This is a genomic window from Patescibacteria group bacterium, assembly GCA_034520665.1.
GTDB lineage: Bacteria > Patescibacteriota > Patescibacteriia > JAXHNJ01 > JAXHNJ01 > JAXHNJ01.
The window spans coordinates 54,002-78,361 of record JAXHNJ010000002.1 but is presented as its reverse complement, the minus strand read 5'-3'; the positions used below and the strand labels follow the sequence as shown (position 1 = coordinate 78,361).

Annotated in this window: 28 protein-coding genes and 4 tRNA genes; 29 read left to right on the top strand and 3 right to left on the bottom strand. The window is 29.8% G+C overall.

The genetic code is table 11. The features are described from left to right. Nucleotides 1-58: 58 nt before the first annotated feature. Nucleotides 59-340 (bottom strand): 50S ribosomal protein L31, encoded by a 282-nt coding sequence (rpmE, locus tag U5L76_02740; GenBank protein MDZ7798511.1) that lies wholly within the window; start codon nt 338-340, stop codon nt 59-61. A 249-nt stretch (nt 341-589) separates the two neighbouring features. Here rpmE and rpsB point away from each other — a divergent pair, with 249 nt between their 5' ends. From rpsB to U5L76_02600, 28 genes are all read left to right on the top strand, one after another. Further along, nucleotides 590-1,330, top strand: coding sequence for a 30S ribosomal protein S2 (rpsB, locus tag U5L76_02735; GenBank protein MDZ7798510.1), 741 nt, complete (start codon nt 590-592; stop codon nt 1,328-1,330). A 1-nt stretch (nt 1,331) separates the two neighbouring features. Continuing rightward, nucleotides 1,332-1,919, top strand: coding sequence for a translation elongation factor Ts (locus U5L76_02730; protein MDZ7798509.1), 588 nt, complete (start codon nt 1,332-1,334; stop codon nt 1,917-1,919). A gap of 4 nt (nt 1,920-1,923) precedes the next feature. Next, nucleotides 1,924-2,712, top strand: coding sequence for a regulatory iron-sulfur-containing complex subunit RicT (ricT, locus tag U5L76_02725; GenBank protein MDZ7798508.1), 789 nt, complete (start codon nt 1,924-1,926; stop codon nt 2,710-2,712). 19 nt (nt 2,713-2,731) lie between these two features. Beyond that, the gene (locus U5L76_02720) at nt 2,732-3,625 is read left to right on the top strand and encodes a tetratricopeptide repeat protein (GenBank protein ID MDZ7798507.1); all 894 of its coding nucleotides are present in this window, start codon (nt 2,732-2,734) and stop codon (nt 3,623-3,625) included. Nucleotides 3,626-3,916: 291 nt separating this feature from the next. Further along, nucleotides 3,917-3,992: transfer RNA gene (locus U5L76_02715), tRNA-Thr, on the top strand. Between the two features lie 225 nt (nt 3,993-4,217). Then, nucleotides 4,218-4,469 (top strand): GIY-YIG nuclease family protein, encoded by a 252-nt coding sequence (locus U5L76_02710; protein MDZ7798506.1) that lies wholly within the window; start codon nt 4,218-4,220, stop codon nt 4,467-4,469. Nucleotides 4,470-4,486: 17 nt separating this feature from the next. Then, nucleotides 4,487-4,572: transfer RNA gene (locus tag U5L76_02705), tRNA-Tyr, on the top strand. Nucleotides 4,573-4,709: 137 nt separating this feature from the next. After that, a tRNA-Thr gene (locus tag U5L76_02700) sits at nt 4,710-4,785 on the top strand. 216 nt (nt 4,786-5,001) lie between these two features. Further along, a complete protein-coding gene (locus U5L76_02695; protein MDZ7798505.1) occupies nt 5,002-5,373 on the top strand; it encodes a four helix bundle protein in 372 nt (123 codons plus the stop codon). 37 nt (nt 5,374-5,410) lie between these two features. Then, nucleotides 5,411-5,566, top strand: coding sequence for a 50S ribosomal protein L33 (rpmG, locus tag U5L76_02690; GenBank protein MDZ7798504.1), 156 nt, complete (start codon nt 5,411-5,413; stop codon nt 5,564-5,566). Between the two features lie 314 nt (nt 5,567-5,880). Further along, nucleotides 5,881-5,955, top strand: a tRNA-Trp gene (locus U5L76_02685). Nucleotides 5,956-6,283: 328 nt separating this feature from the next. Further along, nucleotides 6,284-6,976 carry a GNAT family N-acyltransferase gene (locus U5L76_02680; GenBank protein ID MDZ7798503.1) on the top strand — a complete coding sequence of 231 codons (693 nt, stop codon included), beginning with the start codon at nt 6,284-6,286 and terminating at the stop codon, nt 6,974-6,976. A 123-nt stretch (nt 6,977-7,099) separates the two neighbouring features. After that, on the top strand, nt 7,100-7,870 hold the full coding sequence (locus tag U5L76_02675; GenBank protein MDZ7798502.1) for a ThiF family adenylyltransferase: 771 nt from the start codon (nt 7,100-7,102) through the stop codon (nt 7,868-7,870). An 8-nt stretch (nt 7,871-7,878) separates the two neighbouring features. Beyond that, a complete protein-coding gene (locus U5L76_02670; protein ID MDZ7798501.1) occupies nt 7,879-8,877 on the top strand; it encodes a histidine kinase N-terminal 7TM domain-containing protein in 999 nt (332 codons plus the stop codon). A 7-nt stretch (nt 8,878-8,884) separates the two neighbouring features. Beyond that, nucleotides 8,885-9,070 carry a hypothetical protein gene (locus U5L76_02665; protein ID MDZ7798500.1) on the top strand — a complete coding sequence of 62 codons (186 nt, stop codon included), beginning with the start codon at nt 8,885-8,887 and terminating at the stop codon, nt 9,068-9,070. Nucleotides 9,071-9,461: 391 nt separating this feature from the next. Then, nucleotides 9,462-10,169 carry a GNAT family N-acyltransferase gene (locus U5L76_02660; GenBank protein ID MDZ7798499.1) on the top strand — a complete coding sequence of 236 codons (708 nt, stop codon included), beginning with the start codon at nt 9,462-9,464 and terminating at the stop codon, nt 10,167-10,169. Between the two features lie 44 nt (nt 10,170-10,213). Next, entirely contained in the window at nt 10,214-10,948 is a 735-nt protein-coding gene (locus U5L76_02655) for a ThiF family adenylyltransferase (protein MDZ7798498.1), read from the top strand. Nucleotides 10,949-11,029: 81 nt separating this feature from the next. Continuing rightward, on the top strand, nt 11,030-11,728 hold the full coding sequence (locus U5L76_02650; GenBank protein MDZ7798497.1) for a class I SAM-dependent methyltransferase: 699 nt from the start codon (nt 11,030-11,032) through the stop codon (nt 11,726-11,728). A 4-nt stretch (nt 11,729-11,732) separates the two neighbouring features. Continuing rightward, nucleotides 11,733-13,181, top strand: a complete 1,449-nt coding sequence (locus tag U5L76_02645) for a histidine kinase N-terminal 7TM domain-containing protein (GenBank protein ID MDZ7798496.1) — start codon at nt 11,733-11,735, stop codon at nt 13,179-13,181. 125 nt (nt 13,182-13,306) lie between these two features. Then, complete coding sequence (locus tag U5L76_02640; protein MDZ7798495.1) at nt 13,307-14,005, top strand: GNAT family N-acyltransferase; 699 nt, start codon at nt 13,307-13,309, stop codon at nt 14,003-14,005. 4 nt (nt 14,006-14,009) lie between these two features. Continuing rightward, a complete protein-coding gene (locus tag U5L76_02635; protein ID MDZ7798494.1) occupies nt 14,010-15,533 on the top strand; it encodes a hypothetical protein in 1,524 nt (507 codons plus the stop codon). Continuing rightward, entirely contained in the window at nt 15,526-16,257 is a 732-nt protein-coding gene (locus U5L76_02630) for a methyltransferase domain-containing protein (protein ID MDZ7798493.1), read from the top strand. The genes U5L76_02635 and U5L76_02630 overlap by 8 nt, the downstream gene beginning before the upstream one ends. Nucleotides 16,258-16,874: 617 nt before the next feature. After that, a complete protein-coding gene (locus U5L76_02625) occupies nt 16,875-17,720 on the top strand; it encodes a GAF domain-containing protein (GenBank protein ID MDZ7798492.1) in 846 nt (281 codons plus the stop codon). A gap of 94 nt (nt 17,721-17,814) precedes the next feature. Then, nucleotides 17,815-18,507: a GNAT family N-acyltransferase gene (locus U5L76_02620; protein ID MDZ7798491.1), complete on the top strand. Its 693-nt coding sequence runs from the start codon at nt 17,815-17,817 to the stop codon at nt 18,505-18,507. A 42-nt stretch (nt 18,508-18,549) separates the two neighbouring features. Next, entirely contained in the window at nt 18,550-19,512 is a 963-nt protein-coding gene (locus U5L76_02615; GenBank protein MDZ7798490.1) for a class I SAM-dependent methyltransferase, read from the top strand. Continuing rightward, nucleotides 19,509-21,725 carry an ATP-binding protein gene (locus U5L76_02610; GenBank protein ID MDZ7798489.1) on the top strand — a complete coding sequence of 739 codons (2,217 nt, stop codon included), beginning with the start codon at nt 19,509-19,511 and terminating at the stop codon, nt 21,723-21,725. The genes U5L76_02615 and U5L76_02610 overlap by 4 nt, the downstream gene beginning before the upstream one ends. 274 nt (nt 21,726-21,999) lie before the next feature. Beyond that, the gene (locus U5L76_02605; GenBank protein ID MDZ7798488.1) at nt 22,000-22,392 is read left to right on the top strand and encodes a response regulator; all 393 of its coding nucleotides are present in this window, start codon (nt 22,000-22,002) and stop codon (nt 22,390-22,392) included. Between the two features lie 3 nt (nt 22,393-22,395). Further along, nucleotides 22,396-22,764: a response regulator gene (locus U5L76_02600; GenBank protein ID MDZ7798487.1), complete on the top strand. Its 369-nt coding sequence runs from the start codon at nt 22,396-22,398 to the stop codon at nt 22,762-22,764. A gap of 69 nt (nt 22,765-22,833) precedes the next feature. Here the strand turns inward: U5L76_02600 and U5L76_02595 are convergent, their stop codons facing one another. Beyond that, nucleotides 22,834-23,244, bottom strand: coding sequence for a response regulator (locus U5L76_02595; protein MDZ7798486.1), 411 nt, complete (start codon nt 23,242-23,244; stop codon nt 22,834-22,836). Nucleotides 23,245-23,246: 2 nt separating this feature from the next. Beyond that, nucleotides 23,247-23,582, bottom strand: coding sequence for a helix-turn-helix transcriptional regulator (locus U5L76_02590; GenBank protein MDZ7798485.1), 336 nt, complete (start codon nt 23,580-23,582; stop codon nt 23,247-23,249). Nucleotides 23,583-23,732: 150 nt separating this feature from the next. Here U5L76_02590 and U5L76_02585 point away from each other — a divergent pair, with 150 nt between their 5' ends. Next, a complete protein-coding gene (locus U5L76_02585; protein ID MDZ7798484.1) occupies nt 23,733-24,245 on the top strand; it encodes a hypothetical protein in 513 nt (170 codons plus the stop codon). Nucleotides 24,246-24,360 lie beyond the last annotated feature (115 nt).

Below are 24,360 nucleotides of genomic sequence, written 5' to 3'. Positions count from 1 at the left end.
TTAAATGAAAAAAATTCCCATTATTTCAATAAGGGAATTTTTTGAAATTTTAATTTTGTTAACTTTCCTTTTTTGCTTTCTTTTTCTTCTTTTTTCGGCGTTGTTTTTTCTTTGGCTGAGAACTTTTTGACTTAACCTTAGTTTTTTCCATCATTTTCTTAAAACGGTCCACCCGGCCAGCTGTATCAATTAACTTGGATTTGCCAGTATAAAAAGGATGACAGGCTGAGCAAATTTCTACCTGAATTTCTTTTTTAGTAGAACCGGTAGTAAAAGTATTGCCACAAGCACAGACAACTTTTGCCTTTTTATAATATTTAGGATGAGTATCTTTTTTCATAAATTATATTTTAATTATGTCAATGATAACAGATAATTTGAATTTTGGCAAGGATTATTTATTTACTAGTTATAGGGCTTGATTATCTGATATAAATATGTTATTATTTTAACACTAATATATATAATTAATTAATAAGATCACACATATTTTGGGAGTAAGCTTATTACCTTGGCCCTTTAAAAAGGGCCTAAAAAAAGCTCGTAAAAATCCCAAAATAGAGGATAAAAAAGGAAAGGAAAAGTTAATATGAATGATATTTCCCTGGAGGAAATGCTTAAAAGTGGGGTTCATTTTGGGCACAGATCATCGAGTGTTTATCCAAAAATGAAGCCTTTTATTTTTTCAGAAAGACAAGGGGTTTGCGTTATCGATCTGGAAAAGACTAAACAAGCCTTAAAAGAGGCGCAAGATTTTTTTAAGAAAATTGCCGAAAAAAACGGCAATATCCTTTTTGTTGGCACCAAAAAACAAGCTTCTCCAATTATAAAAAAATACGCCCAACAAATAAATATGCCTTATATCACTGATCGTTGGGTGGGTGGTACTTTTACTAATTTCCGGGTTATAAAAAAGATGATCAATAAGTATAAAAATTTGAAAAATCAAAAAAAGAGTGGAGAATTAGAAAAATATACCAAAAAGGAAAGATTGGAAATAAATGAGGAAATCGAAAGGTTAGACCAAATTATCGGCGGTATTGCTGATATGGATAAATTGCCTGACGCTGTTTATATTGTGGATGTAAAAAATCAAAAAACAGTTATTAATGAAGCGGTTAAGAAGAATATTCCTATCGTAGCTATGGTTGATGTTAACTCTAATCCCAAGGGAATTAAAAATGTAATTCCAGCCAATGATGACGCTACAAAATCTTTAGAATTAATAACTAAAGCACTAACTGAAAGCTACGCTTCTCAATCTGGTACTACTAATAAAAATAAAAAAGAAAAAGAAGATAAAGATAAAAACAATAAAGGAGAAAAATAATATGAAAATAGATAATAAATTAATTAAAGAACTCCGAGAAAAAACAGGGGCTGGTATTGTTGATGTAAAAAAAGCTCTGGAGGAAACTAAGGGTGATGCAAAAAAAGCTATTGAGGCGCTTCGTAAAAAGGGAGAGGAAATTGCGGCTAAGAAACAAACCAGAGAAATTTCTCAGGGGATGATTGCTTGTTATGTACACAATGATAACAAATCAGCATCTTTAGTAGAGTTGAATTGTGAAACAGACTTTGTGGCTAAAAATAAAGAATTTAAAGAATTAGGCAAAAATCTGGCTATGCAGGTTGTGGCTATGGATCCACAGTATTTATCACCGGAAAATGTACCGGATGAAGTTTTAGATAAGGAAAAAGAAATAATAAAAGAACAGCTGGAAAAAGAAAATAAACCTGCGGAAATAATAGATAAAATTGTAAAAGGTAAAATAAATAAATTTTATGAAGAGGTTTGTCTGTTAAAACAGAGTTATATTAAGGAAGATAAGAAAAAAATCGAAGATTTAATAACTGAAAAAATAGCTAAACTTGGTGAGAATATCAAAGTATCTCGTTTTGTTAAGTATAGTCTATAAATAAATGGTATTTTCGGCCATAAAAATTAGAGTACATCCCTGGAGTGATATAATTGTCGTAAAATCAGGTGGTGCTAAATTAAAAAAGGGAGATGTTGTTATTGTTAAAACTGATCAAGGAATAGAAAATACATCTGTTTTGGAAAGCTTTAAAACGGAAGAAATTGTTAAAGAAAAAGAAGTTAGTTTTATTAGAAAGGCTCAGCCAGATGATCTAGAAAAGATAAAAAAGTATAAAAACCAAGCAAAAGAAGCTGTAGAATATTGTAAGAAGATGGTTGACAAACACAATCTACCTATGAAGTTGCTTAATTCTTTTTTCTCTTTTGACGGTGGTCGTTTAACTTTCACTTTTATTGCTGATGGCCGAGTTGATTTCCGAGATTTAGTAAAAGATTTAACTAGAAATTTTCAAAAATCAATCCGTCTACAACAAGTAGGAACCAGAGATGAAGTCAAACAGGAAGGCGGCTTTGGTCCCTGTGGTCGAAAACTTTGCTGTATGACTCACCTTAAAAAACTGGGTAATATTTCTACTGATTTAGCTCGTGATCAGCAAATAGCCCATCGGGGCAGTGATCGGCTTTCTGGTGTCTGTGGTAAATTATTTTGTTGCCTGGCTTATGAGGAGGATTATTACCGTGAAATGGCTAAAAAGTTTCCTTCTCTTGAAAGTAAGATAAAAACTAAGCAGGGGAGAGGCAAAGTCATTTCCTGGAATATTATTATGAAGACTTACAAAGTTAGACTGGAAGACGGGACAATCATAGAAATGAAATTAAATAAAGATTGATAATATATATAATAATAAAATGATTTTTAATATAATTGCCTTAATCATAGCCATTCTTTCTTTAGTCCTGATAATACTTTTAGTTCTGAAAAAAATTCAGGTTTTGAGCATGATTGATACTAAAAAAATACCGGAAGAAAAAGAAGCTCAGGTTAAAAAAGAAATATTGGAAGGCCGTTTAAAAAGAAAAATTGTAAATATGGCGTTTATATTTAAGCAAAAAACTTATCCTTATTATGATGAAGTTAAAAATAAAATAAAAAAATGGTATTACCAATTATTGGAGCTTGAAAAAAAATATCGGGAAAAGAAAAAAATAAAACCAAAGACTATTGAAGCAAAGAAAAAGATAAATAAAGAAATGGAAGATAAGTTAAGAACGGCCGAAGAGCTTAAAAAATCCGGAGATTTAAATGAAGCTGAAGAGATTTGTATAAATATAATTAGTCTTGACCAAAAGAATATTTCCGCTTATCATTTATTAGGAGAAGTTTATCTAGCTAAAAAAGATTATGAACACGCTAGGGAAATATTTTCCTTTTTGATTAAACTTAATGCTCAGGATGACAAGGCTTATGAAAATTTAGGGGTTATTGCCAGTTCATTGGGTAATTTAGATGAAGCAAAACAGGATCTTATTAAATCAATAAATATTAACAGTAAAATTGCTACTTATCACGCTAATCTAGCTAAAATTTATACAGCCTGTGATGATATACAAAAAGCTATAAAATCTTATCAGGATGCTTTGAACTTAGAACCAAATAATCCTAAATATGTCAGTGCTTTATTGGAATTAAGTATTGAAGCAAGGAATAAAAGTTTGGCCGTACGTACTTTTGATAAATTAAAACAGGTTAATCCGGAAAATGAAAAACTTGACGAATTAGAAAAAGAAGTTAATAATATGTAGTTATTTAAAAAAATAATTCTAGGTAGTTCTTGCCTGCCATCGCCCGAGCAGTCTTAGCTCAGTTGGTCCTCCTTGGCCCTTCAGGATTCGGAGGATAAATATCGCAACTGTAATTAAAAATCCAGTAAACCCTCAGCTGTTTGGCTAGGCCCACGTAACTCTCGTTCGCTAGCGCTTGAGCGCAAATTATGACGAGCGGGCAGTTGGTAGACCCACCTAAACCTCAGCTTAGGCCCACGTAGCTCCCCTCGTCAATGCTCGGGGCGAGCAGTTGGCCCCACTACCTCTTTTGCCCACCTAGCTCAGTTGGTAGAGCAACTCCATGGTAAGGAGTAGGTCGTCGGTTCAAATCCGACGGTGGGCTCCAGAGGTAGCGGGTAGAGCAACTTCATGCTTGCCCCGACGAATGTCGGGGGTAAGGAGTAGAACTTATTTTGTGTCTTTTTCAAAGAATTAGCGGTTTCCTCCTTTGGAGGATCACCCGTAGGGTGACAAGTCTGCGCGTGGGCTAGCACTTAAATAAAATCGGCTCAAAGTAATGGGTCGGTGGCAGAGTGGTCCCGCCTTCACTTCCGTTTTGGCGGGCAGGCAAATGCATTATAAAAAAAATAAAAGATGGCAAGCAATAGTGGGTGGATACCGAAGTGGTCAAACGGGTCAAACTGTAAATTTGAATAATAGAATTAAAAAACATAATCAAGGAAAATGCCCGTATACTAAAGGAAGAAAACCTTGGAAATTAATATATCATGAAATTTTTAAAACTAGGTCAGAGGCAATGAAGAGAGAAAAGTTTTTAAAATCTGGCCAAGGCCGAAAATATCTAAATAGTATCTTAAAATAAAATCAGCTCAAAGTAATGGGTCGGTGGCAGAGTGGTCAAATGCACCAGACTGTAAATCTGGCGCCTTCGGGCTTCGTAGGTTCGAATCCTACTCGGCCCACCACTTTGAGCTGATAAACAGTCTGTCTTTTGCCGGCGTAGCTCAGTTGGCTAGAGTCCCGATTCGCTTGGCGAATCGAGAAGGTTCGATAGCCTCTGGCTATCGGCACAACTGTTTTGTCTGCCCGCCAGTCGCCGGGCGCCGGAGTAACTCAGTGGTCAGAGTAGCTGTTTTGTAAACAGCAAGTCGTGGGTTCGACTCCCACCTCCGGCTCCAGGCGTTCGGCAGGCGGGTAAACCGTAGGTCGTCGGTTCTGGGCCCGAGGCGCTGGCTCCATGGCAAAATTTCGAGAACTTCGGGATAAACAGTAGGTTGGGGGTTCAATTCCTCTCCTCGGCTCCATAAGTTAAGTTAGTTAAGGTTTCTTAAGTTGATTTAGTTAATTTCGATATATTAATAAAGACATTTTGGTGGCGTGAAAAGAAATGAATTATGGTAAAAGCGTTCTTTAAATTAAATATTTGGCAGAAAGGATATAAATTAGTTCTTTGTATTTATCAAATAACAAATAATTTTCCTGATACTGAAAAATATGCCCTCATTAATCAATTGAAAAGAGCTTCTAATTCTGTTATTGCTAATATTGCTGAAAGTCAAGGACGTTATTTTTATAAGGATAAGATTAGAATTTTATACCAAGCAAGAGGAGAAATTTTTGAAATAAGGAGTCATTTAAGAGTAGCTAAAGGCTTGAAATATTTGAACTTAGAGAAATTTACAAGAGTTGATCAGGATTATGAAGGATTATTGATTGGATTGAATAAATATATTAACTATTTATCAAGCCAGAACAACCTTAATTAACTTAATTAAACTAACTAACTTAAATTAACTTAAAATTATGTCCCAAGACAATCTGATTAAACTTAAATGCACTGAGTGTAATAATATAAATTACTACTCAAAAAAGAATAAAAAGAAAATAAAAGAGAAGCTCAACATTAAAAAGCATTGTAAAAAGTGCCGTAAACATACTTTACATAAGGAAGTGAAGTAGTTTAAATATAAACGACAGATTTTGATGGTGCGAAAGAAATATTATGTATTATGTGTATTTTTTAAGAAGCAAAAAAAGATGAACGATTATATATTGGCAGAACTGAAAATTTAAAAAATAGATTGATGGACTACTACAGAGGAGATGTGTATTCAACAAAAAACAGACGACCATTGGAGCTTAAGTATTACGAAGCCTATGATAATAGAGAAGCATCTAAAGAGAGGAAAAAAAAGTTAAAGAGATTTAGTTTCTTCATATCAAGGTTTAATAAAAAGAATAGGTTTATAAAAACAATAAGCGGGATTTTTATTGGGGGCATAGTGAAATGGCTATCACAAGGGTCTCCAAAACCCTTATTCTAGGTTCGAATCCTAGTGCCCCTGCCAAAAATCCTGTATATTTAGTATTAGGGGTAGGTCTCCACCCCTCCTTTCACGTAAAGAGAGGTCCAAAACCTTAAAAAAGACGCCTACACCAAAGAAGATATTGAGCTACTTTCTACACTTTCTAATCAAGCGGCGGTAGCTTTAGAAAACACCCGATTGTACCAGCAGGTGCCGGACTTTTCTACTAATTTATTTTCACGAATTAATTTAAATCAACCGGCTTTAGCCTTTTAGATTAGGGCTTTTTTGGCTTCCAGAGAAATTAGAGCTTTTTTGATTTTTTAGGTATAATGAAAACAAGAAGGGAAGTGAGCACTAGTTATAGAAAATGATAAAAATAATAAAAAAGTTAAGAAGATTTTATGAATTTTGGCAGTTCCAAAGAAGCTTTTCTGATAAGTTTATTTTTTACACTACTGACTCTAAATCTGAACTAGAAAAAATTTTTAAGCTTCGCTACGAAGTATTTTGCGAGGAATTTAGTTATATTGACAAGGATAAACATCCGGGGAAAAAAGAAAAAGACAATTATGATGATAAATCAGTTCATTTTATACTAAGAGAAAAACAAACTAGAAATTTAGCCGCCACGGTCAGATTAATTTTAAACTCAGAAATGGGATTTCCGATAGAGAAAAACATGAAAATTGAAGTTGATATCCTTCAAAAGAACAGAAGCAAATTGGCTGAAATATCCCGTCTGATTGTCGCTAAAAAATACCGGAAGCATTTTCTCCTTCTCGCCCTGATTAAAGGCATGTACACTTTTGTGAAAGAAAAGAATATTACTCACGTTTTTGCCGTTATGGATGATAATTTATACCCCATATTAATTAAACTTGGTTTTCCTTTTAAAAAAATTGGTCCGCCGACATTATATCAGGGGATTACCACGCCTTTTATTTTAGATATTTCAGAAATGGAAGAAAACCTTAAAAATGAAAATATAAACTTATGGAAGTACTTAAAAAAAGGGCTAATTAAGTATAATGGTGAAGGGAATAGTTATAGTATACACTAGTTATAAATAATTTTTTTGAATAAATATATTTTGTATTCATGAAGGTTTACATTTTCTTTTATCAAGGATTTAGAGTAGTATATGCAATAGATAAACAAGAATTAACCAACAATAATATAAAAAATGAAAAATTTTGATTATAACACGTTTATAAGTAGAAATTGGATTTATATAGACTCTAATTTACAAAAAAAAATAAAAAAAACTAGCATTCTTTTTGCTGGATGTGGTTTGGGTAGTGTGATTTCAGAGGTGGCGGTTCGAATGGGATTCACTAATATTACAATTGCTGACGGAGATGAAGTTAACATCTCAAATCTAAATAGACAATCATATATTCTAGATGATTTAAATTATAATAAAGCGAAGCGATTAAAAAAACGTTTAATAAACATTAATTCTAATGCGAATATCAGGGTAATAAATAAATATATTAATGAGAAAATTTTGAAAAGTTTAATAAAAAAACATGATTTTGTAGTTAACACGGTTGATCTTAATAAAATTTATTTTTCAGTAATCTCGAATTTTATTAAAAATGATAAAACTGTATTATGTCCCTTTAATTTGGGTTTTCGAGGATTATTATTGCTTTTTAATAAACATTCTGCATCGCCTGAATCAATTTGGGGCAATCACATACCTAAAAATGATCATGAATTTTATATTAAATTATTTAAATCGTTAGAAGAGTATTCTCTTCCGTTTTTAAAAAATAAAAATATTAATAGTATTTTTCAAGAAATTAAAAAAAGAGGGTATTATCCGCAAATTTGTATTGGATCATATATTGTGGCTTCGATTACTTTAACAGCAATAATTAAGCTTATTCAAGGTGTAAAAATTAATTTTGCGCCAGTGCCAATATTTTTTGATGCTTATACGAATAAATAAAACTAATTATGGATTTTTCATTTGATATTACTTCAATAATTACATTGATAATCTTACTACTCAATTTTTTGCTTTGTTTTTATGTTTTTTATGAATCTAAAGGCAAAAAAGAAAGTATTATTTTTGGTTTTTTAGTTTTTGTAATTGGATTTTGGATATTCTCCACTTATTTAGTAGATAGAGCAATAAATGAGAATATTGCTTTAAGTTTAAGTAAAATTGTTTTTATAGGACCAATAATAATACCAGCAATATTACTCCATTTCAGTCTCGTATTCCCCTTTTATAAAAATGAAATTACCAAAAAAAAGTTACTATTTATTTATATAGTACCATTATTATTATTAGTTTTACTGTACACCAACTTGATTGTAAAAGATGTAGATATTCAAGAATGGGGAACAAATTTTATCTACGGTTCATTTTATTTATTTTTTATTATATATTTCCTTCTATTTATAATTTATGCTTTTATCGAAGCAATAATAAAATATAAAAATAGTTCAGGGTTGCATAGAATGCAAATGAAATATGTTTTCTTGGGTATATTAATTTCTGCTGTTATTGCAATTTTAACTAACATTATTTTGCCTATATTTAATATTCAAGAATTTAGTTATATAGGTATTCAGTCAATAATTTTTTTCGTGGTTTTCACCTCCTACGCCATCGTCCGCCACCGCCTCATGGACATCCGCCTGGTCGTGAAAAGAACTGCCATCTATGCTTCCACCATTATTATAATTATCCTTCTCGCCCTCGGCCTTTACTGGCTGGAAATGACTTATTTCAAGGAAATCATTCCTCCGGGTGTTTGGGGCCCAATTGTCCTTTTGCTCGGCTTAATCCTCTTTGAGTCCTTAAAGAATTACCTAGAAAGAATTGCCAACAAATACTTCTTTGCCAGTATTTACAACTACCAGGCTACTCTGGAAAAACTGGCCCAGAAACTGACTCATTCTATTGATTTAGATCAAATCATTGACTTCCATTGTCAAAACTATTAGAGACACCATGAAACTGGACCGAACCGGTGTTTTATTATTTGACCAAGAAACCCATAATTACCAGGTTAAGAGCAATATTGGCTTTTCCGTAGCTAACGGCATTTCTCTAGTCAGAAATAATTTCCTCACCAATTATCTTTTAGAAAAAAGAAAACCAGTTATTTACCAAAAAACTGGAGTCTTTAAAAAGTAATGGGCAGGGTGAAAAGTCGGAAATCGGTAAATTAAAGGCTAATATGAAAAGAATTGAAGCGGCCTTGTGTCTGCCTTTGATTATTAAAAATAAATTGATCGGCATTATTGTCTTAGGTGAAAAGATTTCCAAAGATGCCTAAACTAAAGAAGATCTACAGCTTCTTAATTCTCTGACCAACCAAGCCTCTATTGCTTTAGAAAACGCCCGGCTGTACCAGCAAGTGCAGGACTTTACCACTAATTTATTTTCACGAATTAATTTAAATCAACCGGCTTTAACCTTTTAGATTAGGGCTTTTTTGGCTTCCAGGGAAATTGGAGCTTTTTTAATTTTTTAGGTATAATTAAAGCAGGGTAAAGAAAGAAGAATTTGAACAAAGGGTAATATAATGAATTTTTCAGCAAAGAAAATAAAAAATAGCAAAAATCCCATAGTAATATTTTTACTGCGCGCTTATTTATTGTTTCATTTAAGGCGGCCTTATAAACAATACAAATTGATTTTTGTTAGAGATGAAGAGAACAAGGAACTAATGGAGCGCGTGTATAAATTTAGATATAATATTTATTGCAATGTTGATGGCTTATTAAATAAAGAAGAGTATCCCGACAAAAAGGAAACTGATTTATATGATAAATACGCCGATCATATTATTGCGTTCGATCGTTATAATAACATTGTTGGTACCTCAAGAATAATAAAGAACTCGCCACTTGGGTTTCCCACAGAAAAAGAATTTGATTTAGTAAAAAGATTAAAAAATGTTCCCCGAGAAAAAATAACCGAATTATCAAGATTCATGATACACCCCGATTATAGGAAGACAATGCTTTTGCTAGATATGTTTAAAGCGATTTATCTTTTTTCTAGGCAAAATGATTATTTATTCTGGTTCGGTTGTGCGGAAAAATGGTTTCTAAAAACTCTTGATAACTATGTTGGTGAAGTTGAATTAATTGGTGAGCCCAAATTTTGCTTCAATGCCATCAACTATCCCTTTTTTATTGACATTAAAAAAAAAGCGGACGAAGTTAAAGAAAAAGATAGATTATTATTCTATTTTTATAATTATAAATCAAATAATTTTGAGTTTTAAAAAAATATAAGATGTTAAACAAATATCAATACAATTACAACGAAATGATTAGCAGAAATTGTTTGTTTATTGATTCTGATATGCAAGAAAAGATAAAAAGTATAAGTTTAATGTTTGCTGGTTGTGGGCTTGGCGGAAACATTGCCTTATTAGCAACAAGGACGGGATTTGCAAGATTTACTTTGTTTGATTTTGACAATGTTACAATTTCAAATTTAAACAGGCAAGTATTTAATTTGGATTTTTTAAGTAAAAACAAAGCTAAATCCTTGGAATGTATTATAAAATTAATAAATCCTTCGTCTGATATAACTGCATATTCAAAAGAATTTAAAGCAAATCACTTACGCTTAGTAAAAAATTATGATTTTATTATAAATACTTTAGACCTTAATGATATTTTTTATAAATTAATAGATAAAACTATAGATGAAGATAAAACTGTTTTTATACCTATGAATTTAGGATTTGGAGCCTTGCTCATTACTATTAATAAAAAAACAGGCCCTTTAGATGATTTTTTAAAAAATAATAAACCCAAAAGTGAATTAGATTTTATTGTTAGTTTATATAAAAATGGAATGATAAAAATGCCAGAATATATTATTAATAAAAGTAGTGAGCTAATTAAAAAGATAAATAAATTTAATCCTCAACTTGCGGTTGCTTCAAATTTAACCTCATCTCTTATAGTTACGAATATTATAAAAATAATTAGCGATAGAAATTACATTCCCCCTAAATATAATCATATTGATTTAACTGAATTTATTAAATAATAAAGAAATGAGCCATTTAATTTTTCAAATAATCGCCGTTCTTCTTAATCTAATAATTTTGAGTTTTAATTTTTTAAAATAATGAAATTCTGGAATAAATATCACAAGGCATACAATAAGTTTGTGGAATTATCTCCCTCGTATAATGAATTATTAAATTTAGTAGTTAAAAATTTAAAACTCAGAAATTCAGACATAATACTTGATGCTGGATGTGGACCTGGTCAAATCTCAAAAAAACTTCTTGATATGGGCCATGAAGTACATAGTATTGATAATTCAAAAAAAGCCCTGAAGTTATTGAATGAAAAACATAAAAATGCAAAATTATATCATGCAGACCTAGGCAATAAATTACTTTTTCCTAATAATTTATTTGATAGAATTATCTGCATAAATACATTGTATGTTTTTAAAAAAAAGCATTTACATTTAATTGTAAAAGAATTTTATAGAATAATTAAAAAAGGAGGTATTATCGTGGTGACTGATCCACTTAAATCATTCAAAAATATTAAAATATTTAAGAATGATTGTCGGTTATTTTTTAAAAATTATGGTTTTTTTCGGGGGTTATTCTTTATTATAAAAAATATAAAAATATATATTATATTGCTGTATTTTAATAAAATTATAGATAGAAAAGCAAAAGGGGGATTTTATAATTTTTTTTCCGTTAAAGATTATATAAGTTTATTTAGTAAAAATAATTTTAGGGTAATTAATAGTCAGATTGTTTATGCGGGTCAAAATATTATGTTAATAGCTATAAAGGATTAAACTAATGATAAAATATATTACATATCTACCGAGTTTAATAATTTCAATTATATTGGGTTTTATTATTTATAAGAAAAAATCTAATAATCCTATTAATGTATTATTCTCATTATTAGTTTTTAGTCTTTCTTTATGGATAGCTACTTTGCTTATTGCTGATACTACGAAAAATATTGATATTGCAACATTTTTTGGAAAATTAACCATTATTGGTCCAATTTTTATAGTTTATCTGCTATTGATATTTACTAATTATTTTCCATATTTAACAAGAAAATATACAAAAAAAGATTTTATTATTTTAGCAATTCCAGTTTTTATTTTTATAATATTAACTCCGACAAGATTAAATATTAAAGAAACCATTATTCATGATTGGGGTGCTGAAACTATTCCAGGCGTGATGTATTATTTTTTTATTGCGTATTTTTTAATATATGTAGGACTGTCTCTTAAAAATCTATTAATAAAGTTTAGAAACAGTAGCGGTATATTCAGGGAACAAATAAAATATTTATTTTGGGGAATATCAATTTCGGCATTTCTTAGTATTATAACTAATGCGATATTACCTTTGTTTGGAATTATTAATTTTAGTGTTTATGCGCCATTATTTATGTTAATTTTTATTGGGGTTACTTCATACTCCATTATTAAGCACCGTCTTATGGACATCCGCTTTGTTCTCCGTAAATCATTTATTTATGTCGGACTAGCTCTTTTTATTTTTTCCGCTTATTATTTTGTTCTTTGGTTTGATAATTTTTTCTTCAAAAGTCCTTTTGCCTTAGGCTCTTATCTCTCGGCTCTTATTATTGTTCCCTTATTTCTCCTAAGCTTTAATTATTTAAGTAAATTTTTAAAAAGATTTGCCAATAAATACTTCTTTTCTGGTCTTTATGATTATCAAGAAGTTCTAGAAAAATTTGGAAAAAATATTTCTAAAACTATTAATTTGGATGAGGTGGTTAAGGTTGTGATTAAAACCATTCAAAATGCCATGCGCCTAGATAATCTAGCCGTAGCCATTGCTAACCGAAACAGCCAAAAACCTTTTTCTTTGTATAAAATTCTTGGTTTTGATAAGAATAAATTGGAAGAGGTCTGTGCTTATCAGCATTTCTGTCGCTATTTAGAGGAAACTAAAAAACCGGTCGTGATTGGTGAAATATTATCCAGATCAAAGCAAAAAGAAAACCAGGAGCTTTTAGCTCAGGCCCAAGTTTTAAAAAAAATGGGTGTATCCATAGTTCTACCTTTTGTGGTTAAGGATCAAATCAACGGTCTTTTCATCTTAGGTCATAAAATTTCTAAAGATGCTTACACCAAAGAAGATATTGAGCTACTTTCTACACTTTCTAATCAAGCCGCGGTAGCTTTAGAAAACGCCCGGCTGTACCAGCAGGTGCAGGACTTTACCACTAATTTATTTTCACGAATTAATTTAAATTAACCGGCTTTAGTCTTTTAGATTAGGGCTTTTTTAGCTTCCAGAGAAATTGGAGTTTTTTTGATTTTGGTGGTATAGTGGTATAATTGAAAGGTGTCGGAAGTGAGTAAAATATTTATAGTAAATAAATGAATTTTAGAAAAAAACTAAAGGCAATTTTCATAAAATGGATTTTATTATTTAAGTATATTTTTCAATCCAACTCTACTGAAATAATAGAGTTTAGAATTGCAAGTAGTGATGATGAATTAAAAAAAACTTATAGATTGCGTTACGAAGTTTATTGCCTAGAAAAAGGGTATTTAAATCCTGAGAACTATTCAGAAAAACAAGAAATTGATGAATTTGATAAACGAAGTGGAACTGCGAGTATTATTGCTATTGATAGAAATAATATAATAATAGGTATGATGAGAATTGTGCCAAATGATTTATATAATCCAGAACTTCCTTCGGAAAGTTATTATTCATTGAAAGAATATAGAAAATATAATAAAAATATTGCAGAATTAAGTAGATTTATTATATCTAAAACTTATAGAAAAAATATCAGAATTTATTTTGGTTTGGTTAAGGGGGCTATGCTTTATGCAAAAAAATGCGGAATAAATAATTTTTGTATCTCAGTATCCACCCTTTTTACTGATCGTTATCTTATATTCGGTTTTAAAAAAGTTAGTGGTCCTTATTTTTATAGCAAGATTAATCATCAATGCCCCTCTTTTACTATGTGTTTAAATATTAATAAAGCGGCGGAGAATATGAATAAAATGAATCCTGCTTTTTCGAAATATTTGACAAAAAAAACTCCAGAGATAAAAATATAATGTTATGATGAGCATAATAGCAAAATTGAATAATTTACCCCTTGTAAGCAATCTATTTATTAAATTTCTTTCAACTTCAAATATAAATAAAAGATCGGAAAATAGGGCGATTAGGATTGCTAATTATGCAATAAAAAATGTAAAAGCTTATAGATCCTTTTTAAAAAAAAATGATTATTTAAAATATTCTATAAACAGTTTCCAAGAATTTAAAAAATTACCAATTATAGATAAACATAATTATATTAATAAATATTCTTTAGTTGATAGATCAATTAATCCAAGAATAAGTGAATCTCATTCTATCGAGGGTACCTCAGGATTTTCCGGTAAGCCAACTTACTGGTTTAGATTACCAGAAGAAGATTATCGGACTAGATCACAATTTGAATTTGCATTATTAAATTTGGCCGAATTAAAAAAACACAAAACATTATTTATTAATTGTTTTGCCTATGGAATATGGCCAAGTGGTGAAAGATTATCAAGATTGATGCGTGAAATTGCTTACTCGGATAAATATAAATTAACTGTAATAAATCCCGGGCCAGATATAGAAATTACATTAGATGTGATAAGTAATTTTAAGAAAATATTTGACCATATAATTATTTCTGGTTATCCACCATATATTAAAGATTTGGCTGATAAAATAAATAGCAATGGATTTCATAATTGCGTGCCTATTTCCTTAGTTGTTGGGGGTGAGGGATTCCCGGAAAATTGGCGCGACTATATTGCTTCAAAACTAGGAATAAATTTAGAGAATTTTAACATACCCAAAATATTTTCTAACTATGGGGTAACAGAACTTGGGACGGGGACTGCTTCTGAAACATTTTTATCAATAAAAATAAGAAGAATGTGCATGGAAGATGGCAAATTGGCAAAAGATATTTTTGGGAATTTAAAAAACGCAGGACCTATGCTATTGCAATATAATCCGCTTTTTTTCTTTGTTGAGGAAATTAATAATGAGATTATCGCCACAACAAGTTCCATTTCTCCTCTTATCAGGTATAATATTCATGATTTGGGAGGAGTAATAAGTTTTGATAAGATGTTTAATTTACTCGATAATTACGGGTTTAATATTAATGAATATTTGAATAAGTTGCCGAAAAATACCCAATTATTATGTAGACTTCCTTTTATTTATATTGCTGGTAGAAGTGACGGCACTGTTTTTTTTAGAGGAGCAAATGTTTATACAGAGAATATTAAGTCTGCATTGTTAGATAAAAGAATTGCTGATTTACACAATAACGTATTTTTTATGTATATTTCAAAAAATGATAAGATGTCTCCTGTACTTACAATAGAAATAGATTTAAAAGATAATTTAGGTAGTGTTGTAAAAGAGGATAAGCTTAATTTATTAATTGCAAATACAATTTTTGATGTTTTAAAAAATAAAAACAAAGAATTTGCTGATGCCTCAAAAAAAGCAGACTATTATCCGGTTTGTGTTAAGAATATGGATAGAAAAAGATTAAATAAAAAATCTATTAAGTTACAATATGTTTAAAAAAACACAACCCCATAAAATTGATAATTGGTATTCTTATCTAAAGTATCAAGAGAAGTTATTTTACAATCACGGTAAGTATAAATTATATATTAATGAGGTTATAAATGAAGCAACCAATGTAATTAGTGGAATTAAAAAGAAGAAAATAAAAATTATGGATTTGGGCTCTGGAAATGGTTCACTATTAAATAAAATCATAATAAATTTAAAAAATAATAATTTTGATTTATCAAAATTATATGTCTATGCTGTTGATAATAGTAACGAATCTTTAAAGGATAATTATCGGAAAAATAGTGTTTTTTTGAAAATAGAAACACTTAATATTAATTTAAATAATAATTTCCCCAATATTAATAATATTGATTTAATTTTGTGTTTTAATACATTATGGGCGCTTGACAGGCCTATTTTTACATTGGAAAAAATGAAAAAAAATATAGTTACTGACGGCATTATTTTTTTAACTATTCCCTGTAAAGTTAAGAATTCTATAGTAATTTTTATAAAAGAATTAGATTTATATTTATTTTTTAAAATAATTATTAATTTTACTTATTTTTTAAAATTATTACACTATCAGAAGAATTTAATAGGTAAAAAATTAATTTCTTTTAAATTTAATGATTTATTTAATTTTATACAACATAATTTTCATATTAATAAAGAATTTGATTTGTTCTATTCTACTATTAAATTAATAGTGATTAAAAATAAATGATTCAAATAATATTATTTATTTCCGCAGTATTTAATTTTACATTTTTTATCTTATTATTTTTAAAAGGTAGGGCTAATAAATTAACCCAGAGGTTTTTATCGTCAATATTTTTTATCATTTTATGGAATATTTCAGTATTTTTAGCAAATAATTATTCAAATTTTTTCTGGATATTCCTATCTTATTTTTCCGGTTTGGTTGGGATGATATTTTTCTTAATATTTTTAGATAAATTTCCTGATCCAAATAAAAGATATTTTCGTAGTGGCTATCATATAATTCTTTATTTGGGAATTTTATTATTGTTTTTATTTTTTATCCCAGGCTTTCTTTTAAGCTCAGTAAGTTTTAGCATTTTTACAAGTATTGAAAATCCAAATCAGTATTTTGGTATTGGTGTGTTTTTATTCTTGATATATTCTCTTTGTTATTTTATTTATACGTTTTTCCTATTTTTAAAAAAAATATTTAAAACAACAGGTATACAAAAGATCCAAGTTATTTATACATTTATTGGAATATCTACTTTTTTATTTCTTGCAATATTAACAAATTTTATTATACCTCTTTTTTTTAAAGTTAATTTTGGTAATATAGGACCTAGTTTTTCATTTCTTATGATAGGTATTATTACCTACGCCATAATAAAACACCGTCTAATGGATATACGCCTGGTTCTCCGTAAATCTTTCATTTTTATCAGCTTGACTATCTTTGTTTTCTTGGTTTATTACTTTATTCTTTGGACAGACAATTTTTTCTTTGAAAGTCCATATACTCTTGGCGCCTATCTCTCAGCTCTGATTTTTGCCCCTTTATTTTTAATAAGCTTTAATTATTCAAGTAAATTTTTAAAAAGATTTGCCAATAAATACTTCTTTTCTGGTCTTTATGATTATCAAGAAGTTCTAGAAAAATTTGGAAAAAATATTTCTAAAACTATTAATTTGGATGAGGTGGTTAAGGTTGTGATTAAAACCATTCAAAATGCCATGCGCCTAGATAATCTAGCTGTGGCCATTGCTAACCGAAACAGCCAAAAACCTTTTTCTTTGTATAAAATTCTTGGTTTTGATAAGAATAAATTGGAAGAGGTCTGCGCTTATCAGCATTTCGGTCGCTATTTAGAGGAAACTAAAAAACCGGCCGTGATAGGCGAAATATTATCCAGATCAAAGCAAAAAGAAAACCAGGAGCTTTTAGCTCAGGTCCAAGTTTTAAAAAAAATGGGTGTATCCATAGTTCTACCTTTTGTGGTTAAGGATCAAATCAACGGTCTTTTCATCTTAGGTCATAAAATTTCTAAAGATGCTTACACCAAAGAAGATATTGAGCTACTTTCTACACTTTCTAATCAAGCGGCGGTAGCTTTAGAAAACGCCAGATTGTATCAGCGGGTGCCGGATTTTACCACTAATTTATTTTCACGAATTAATTTAAATCAACCGGCTTTAGCCTTTTAGATTAGGGCTTTTTTAGCTTCCAGAGAAATTGGAGCTTTTTTGATTTTTTAGGTATAATGAAAACAAGAAGGGAAGTGAGCACTAGTTATAGAAAATGATAAAAATAATAAAAAAATTGAAAAGAACCTATGAATTTTGGCAGTTCCAAAGAAGCTTTTCTGATAAGTTTATTTTTTACACTACTGACTCTAAATCTGAACTAGAAAAAATTTTTAAGCTTCGCTACGAAGTATTTTGCGAGGAATTTAGTTATATTGACAAGGATAAACATCCAGGGAAAAAAGAAAAAGACAATTATGATGATAAATCAGTTCATTTTATATTAAGAGAAAAACAAACTAGAAATTTAGCCGCCACGGTCAGATTAATTTTAAACTCAGAAATGGGATTTCCGATAGAGAAAAACATGAAAATTGAAGTTGATATCCTTCAAAAGAACAGAAGCAAATTGGCTGAAATATCCCGTCTGATTGTCGCTAAAAAATACCGGAAGCATTTTCTCCTTCTGGCCCTGATTAAAGGCATGTACACTTTTGTGAAAGAAAAGAATATTACTCACGTTTTTGCCGTTATGGATGATAATTTATACCCCATATTAATTAAACTTGGTTTTCCTTTTAAAAAAATTGGTCCGCCGACATTATATCAGGGGATTACCACGCCTTTTATTTTAGATATTTCAGAAATGGAAGAAAACCTTAAAAATGAAAATGTAAACTTATGGAAGTACTTAAAAAAAGGACTCATTAAGTATAATGGTGAAGGGAATAGTTATACAATACATTAAATATTAAAAAATCCTCATGATAAAAATTAATTTACTAATCTTGTGTCTTTAGACATTTATAAAGGTATAACATTTTTTAGTTTTTTATATATAATAACATTTATTCCATGTTGGATATTGTTATTGTTTATTATCTTAGCAGTAATAAAAAAAAGATATAAAAGATTATTTTTTTTATTACCAATTTTTATTTTTATATATTTATTACCGTTTATTTACTTATTTATAATCCTAGATTCAATTAATTGGCAATTAAAGTCAGTAATTATCGGAATTCCATTACTGTTATTATTAAGATTTATTATTATTGAAAACAAAAAAAAATATTTTTGGAATATTTATGCTAATATTTATGATGTATTGAACAAATTCTATCCTTACAAAATTCTTATTACCCAACTAGTAGAAGAAATTAGAAAATTAAAGAAGCGAGGAAAAATTTTAGATCTTGGATGTGGTACAGGTAATCTGATAAAACAATTGGCTCAATATAACAATTATGAAATAATTGGAATAGATTTTTCGGAGATAATGATAAAAAAAGCAGAAAAAAAATTAATAAAATTTCCCAATACCAAACTTATTAATATAGATATTGAAAATTTTGACAAAATATTTACCGAAGAATTTGATTTAATAGTAATAAACAATACACTATACACAACCGAAAAGCCACAATTTATTTTGGATAGTATATCACGATTTTTAAAAAACGATGGATTTTTTTTAATATCTGAGCCAAAAAGAAATTCGAGTTTATTTAAATTATTTTTAAGTGACTATAAAAAAAGGAAGAATATATTTTTCTATATTTTATATTTTTTTCCATTATTATTACTATGGTTATGTAATATAATAATAGTTATACAGGAATCTGATAAGAATTATACACATTTTTACACCAAAAATGAGCTTACTAAAATGTTAAATAAATACAAGATATTAGATATTAGCGAAACATATGAAAATCAAAATATTTTAATTAAAGCTAAAAAATTATTATGAAGATTATTTCATTAATTTCTATTATTATCTCAGTTTTTTTGTTAATTTTAGCTTTAATAATATATTTTCGTCGTAGAAAAAATCCTGCTAATATTACGCTCTCGTTAATAACCTTAGCAGGTTTAATATGGATATTTACTAATTTAATGGTAGATGAGTCAACTTCGAATAATTCCGCTCTTTTTTGGAGCAGAATGACTATTTTGGGACCAATATTTATACCGGCATTATTTTTGTTATTTACTAATTATTTTCCTCAAAAAAATAAAGTAAAAATTAAATGGTTATTATTTTTAGTACCTTTAATTTTTTTATTTTTTATTCCAACAAGTTATAATGTTCCAAGAGTGAATTTTATAAACAATACATGGGAAACAACAGCCGGACCATTATATTGGTTTCTGTTAATTTATTTTATAATATTTTTTGCTGCTGGATTTAGAAATCTTATGATTAGTTACAAAAATGCCTTAGGAATAGAAAAAAATCAAATAAGATATGTTTTTTGGGGAATATTTATTACATTGATATTCGGTATACTAACTAATTTGTTATTACCATTATTTGGCACTAAAAATTATGCTTCCGTAGGACCTTTTTCATTATTAATCTTGATATCATTTATTAGTTATGCCATAATTAAACATCGTCTTTTAGACATCCGCTTTGTCCTCCGAAAATCTTTCATCTATGTCGGTTTGGCCCTTTTTGTCTTCCTTGCCTATTACCTCACTCTCTGGATTGACCGTTTCTTTTTTCAAAGCCCCTATACCCCAGGCGCTTATCTTGCAGCTCTTTTAATTGTCCCCTTATTTCTCCTAAGCTTTAATTATTTAAACAAATTTCTTAAAAGGTTCACTAATAAATACTTCTTTTCCGGGCTTTATGATTACCAGGAAACTCTGGAAACCTTTGCCAGAAAAATAACTCAGACCATCAATCTTGATGAAGTAGTTAAGGTTATTGTTGGCACTATTCAAAATACCATGCGATTGGATAATCTGGCGGTGGCTTTGCCTCGAAATAATCACCGAGATGAATTTATTTTGCGTCAAGTGGCTGGGTTTAATCAGGAAAAGCTGAAAAATATCTGCGCTGGTCGACATTTTTGTCATTATTTAAAGCAGACCAAGTCCCCGGCCGTGATTGAAGAAATTCTGTCTCATCAAAAAGAAGAAATGGACAAAAAACTTATTGAGCAGATCCAGACCTTAAAAGACACTGGCGTGGCCATTGTTTTGCCTTTTGTGATTCAAAACCAAATTAATTGTCTTATGGTTTTAGGTCATAAAATTTCTAAAGACGCTTACACCAAAGAAGATATTGAGCTTCTCTCCAACCTAGCCAACCAAGCTTCCATTGCTTTAGAAAACGCCAGATTGTATCAGCAAGTGCAGGACTTTACTAAAACTCTTCAGCAGAAAGTGGATGAGCAAACCCGGGATATTAAGCAAAAGAATGTCCACTTAGAGAAATTACTGAAAATGAGATCTGAATTTCTTGATATCACTTCCCACCAACTGCGCACCCCCACCTCGGTTTTAATCGGCATTTTGGAAATGGCCACTAGCGGGGACTTAGACAAACTGCCCCAAGAGAGAAAGAAACAACAGTTGGCCGGGGCTTATCTTAAAGCGAGAAAGCTGGAACAAATAGTTTCTGACCTTTTACGCGCTTCTGAGCTTGATTCAGCCCCTTTTAAGCTGGAATTAGAAGATTTTGAAAAAATTGATCTTAAACAATTTTTAGAAAGCGTAGTTAATTATAAAAAGCTGGAAGCTGAAAAGCAAAATATTAAAATCAAATTAGAAAAACCCCTGGCCGTTAAAACTATTTATGGCGAAGAAAAATTTCTGGAAGAAGCCGTTGGTAATTTATTAGATAATGCCATTAAGTATACGCCAGCAGAAAATGAAAAAACCAAAGTAAAAGGCAAAATTATTATTTCGGTAAAAAAGGATAAAAAATACGCTCAAATAAAAGTTAAGGATAATGGCATTGGTATACCTCAAAAAGAGGTTAAAAAACTATTTAAAAAATTCAGCCGGGCCTCTAATGCTAAGGAAATGTACACAGATGGTACCGGGCTAGGGCTTTTTATTGTCAAAGAGATTGTTAAGGGTCATCAGGGCCGAGTCTCTATGGAAAGTAAAATGGGACAGGGGACAACTTTTTCCGTTTTTCTGCCTTTAAAACCGCCGAGAAGCACTTAAATATGATTATCTAAAGCAGGTGGGGATTTTTTAAAAACCGCTTTTGAATAATCTCTAATGGCAGTAAGAAAAAATCTTACTTCTATTAGAAATTTTATCTCTCCAAAAAGTAGTGCTAATGACTAGTTTTTTTCTTGAAAAATTGCGGTAAAAAGCTTATAATAAACCTATAAGTAAGGAAAAATTCTCTTAATTGAAGACCCCGCCTAACTTCACTTCGTTCATCGAACCGGGACCAGTCGAGGTATTTTAAGAGACTAGTTATTATAAATATATGAATCACCAAGCCAAAAAAACCATTTTATTAATCGAAGACGATGCTGATCAGATTATGATGTATCAGAATAAATTTGAACTTTCTGGTTTTGCTTTTATTTCCGCTGATACGGCTCAAGAAGGCCTGGATAGAGCCAAAAAAGAAAAACTGGATATTATCTTACTGGATCTTCTTTTAAAAGAATTAACCGTGCCGACTGGTTTTGAAATTTTGAAAAAATTGAAAAAACAAGAAGAAACTAAAAATATTCCAGTGATTATCTTAACTAATTATGGCACTCGCCAGGCCCGGGATAAGGGGTTGAAATTAGGAGCCAAAGAGTTTATTATAAAATCACAGGTTACCCCTTCAAAACTAGTGGAAAAAATTAAAGAAATTTTAAATAAATAAAACATGTCAAAAATACTATTAATAGAAGACGATGCTGATCAGATTATGATGTATCAAGCAAAATTTGAGCTTTCGGGTCATGATTTTCTGGCTGCTGAAAACGGCCTTGAGGGCTTGAAAAAAGCTAAACAAGAAAAGCCAGATATTATATTAATTGATTTGTTAATGGAAAAAATGGGCGGATTGGAAGTTTTAGAAAAATTAAAAAAAGAGGAAAAAACCAAAGATATACCGGCTATAGTGGTCACTAATTTAAATAAACAAGAAATGGCTAAAAAGGCTATGAATTTAGGAGCCTTGGATTTTATAGTCAAATCAAAAATCCCCTTACGTGAGATGATGGCCAGGATTGAGCGGTTTTTAGATAAATAGATTTAATCTAATTAGCCTCAATTAAAAAACCAAGCTTTATTTTAGTTTGGTTTTTATATTTGGTAAAGATTATTTATTTTTTGACTGGTATTTTTTTATTAACTCTTCCATTCTTTTAACTATTTCCTGCGGTGTAGTACTGGCTTTAACCATAAAATCATCAGCTTTTAACTCTTTGGCTTTTTGGCGGTATTCATTATTACCCCAGTTAGTCAAGAGCATCACCGGTACCTTTTTTTTACCTTTTCTTTTTAAATACTCCATAATCATCCAACAGTCAGAATCAGGTAAAACAATGTCTAAGATAATAGCTTTTGGTTTTTCATTTTTTAAGGCTAAAATGGCTGAAATGGCCGTGTGGGCAATTATCGGCTTATAGCCTTCAATTTTAAGTTTTTGGCGGAACATTTCGGCCAGAAATTTGTCATCTTCAGCAAAGAGTATTTTACCTTTATTTTTTTTAGGTCTTTTATTAACCATTTTTAGGATTTTAAGATTTTTTTGAAGTATCTGTGTATTATTTTACTATTTTTGTCATTTTTTTTCAATCTTTTTAAAAAGACTCGAGCCTCTTTATTTTTGGCTTTTTCTGAAATAGTGCCTTTTTTAATTAATTCAGAGAGTATGAAAATTTGATAAATACTTTCTTCAGATAAACCTAGTATTTTAAAAGCTTTAATAGCGGTTTGTTCAGAGGGTTGTCTTTTCTCTTTTTCTATTCTAAAAAGTGAAATGCGGTTAATACCTAGTTTTTGGGCAAACTCCTGCACGCCTATTTTATGTTTTTTTCTCAAAATTCTGATTAATTGGCCGAGCATTTAGACTATTTTAATTTAAATTATTATTGATATATTAATTATAACAATAATAAAGTAAAGTAGGGAAGGGCTAGCTGTGGATAAGTTGCCTTGACAGGTAACATAAATTAATATAAATTGAGCAGTTAAATGTTACCTAAATAGGCAACAATGAAAGAAATTAATATTCTTAAAGAAAAAATTATAAAACCAGCCGATTTTTTTAAATTAGCGGCCCGTGAATTCAAGAAACAAAACTTGAAAAGTATTTATTTTTTTAGGCGCCATAGCCAAAAAAACACCTTTTGGCTGGAGTATCCGGCTAAAGAAAAGAATTTTTATCTCAGTAAAGAGGAAATAAGCTGTTTATCTCTTAATAAGGGGAAAGAGGTTATTTATCCCCAGGAAGAATTGGCCGGGACTACTTATTTAAAGCATGAGGCTGTGGTTTTAGAGAGTCTAAAGAAAAAAATTCAATATTACGAAATTTATGCTCTAATACCCCTTTATCTTGAAGGTAAAATTATCAGCTTAATTATATTTAGTGGTAATAAGGAAAAACATAATTTTTATAAAAAGTATAAATATATAAAAAAAATTAAACTGGAGGTGCAAAATATTTTAGCTTCCATTTTACTTTATAATCAGGCCATCAAACGTATTATCAAAAATAAAACTAAATAATAAAAAAATATATTTCCTAACTTAGGAATTTTTTTTATTTTTAAAAATATAAAGCTTGATAATAACCGCCAAAAGCATTACAATATACCTATAATCTTTTTATAAAAGTTTATCT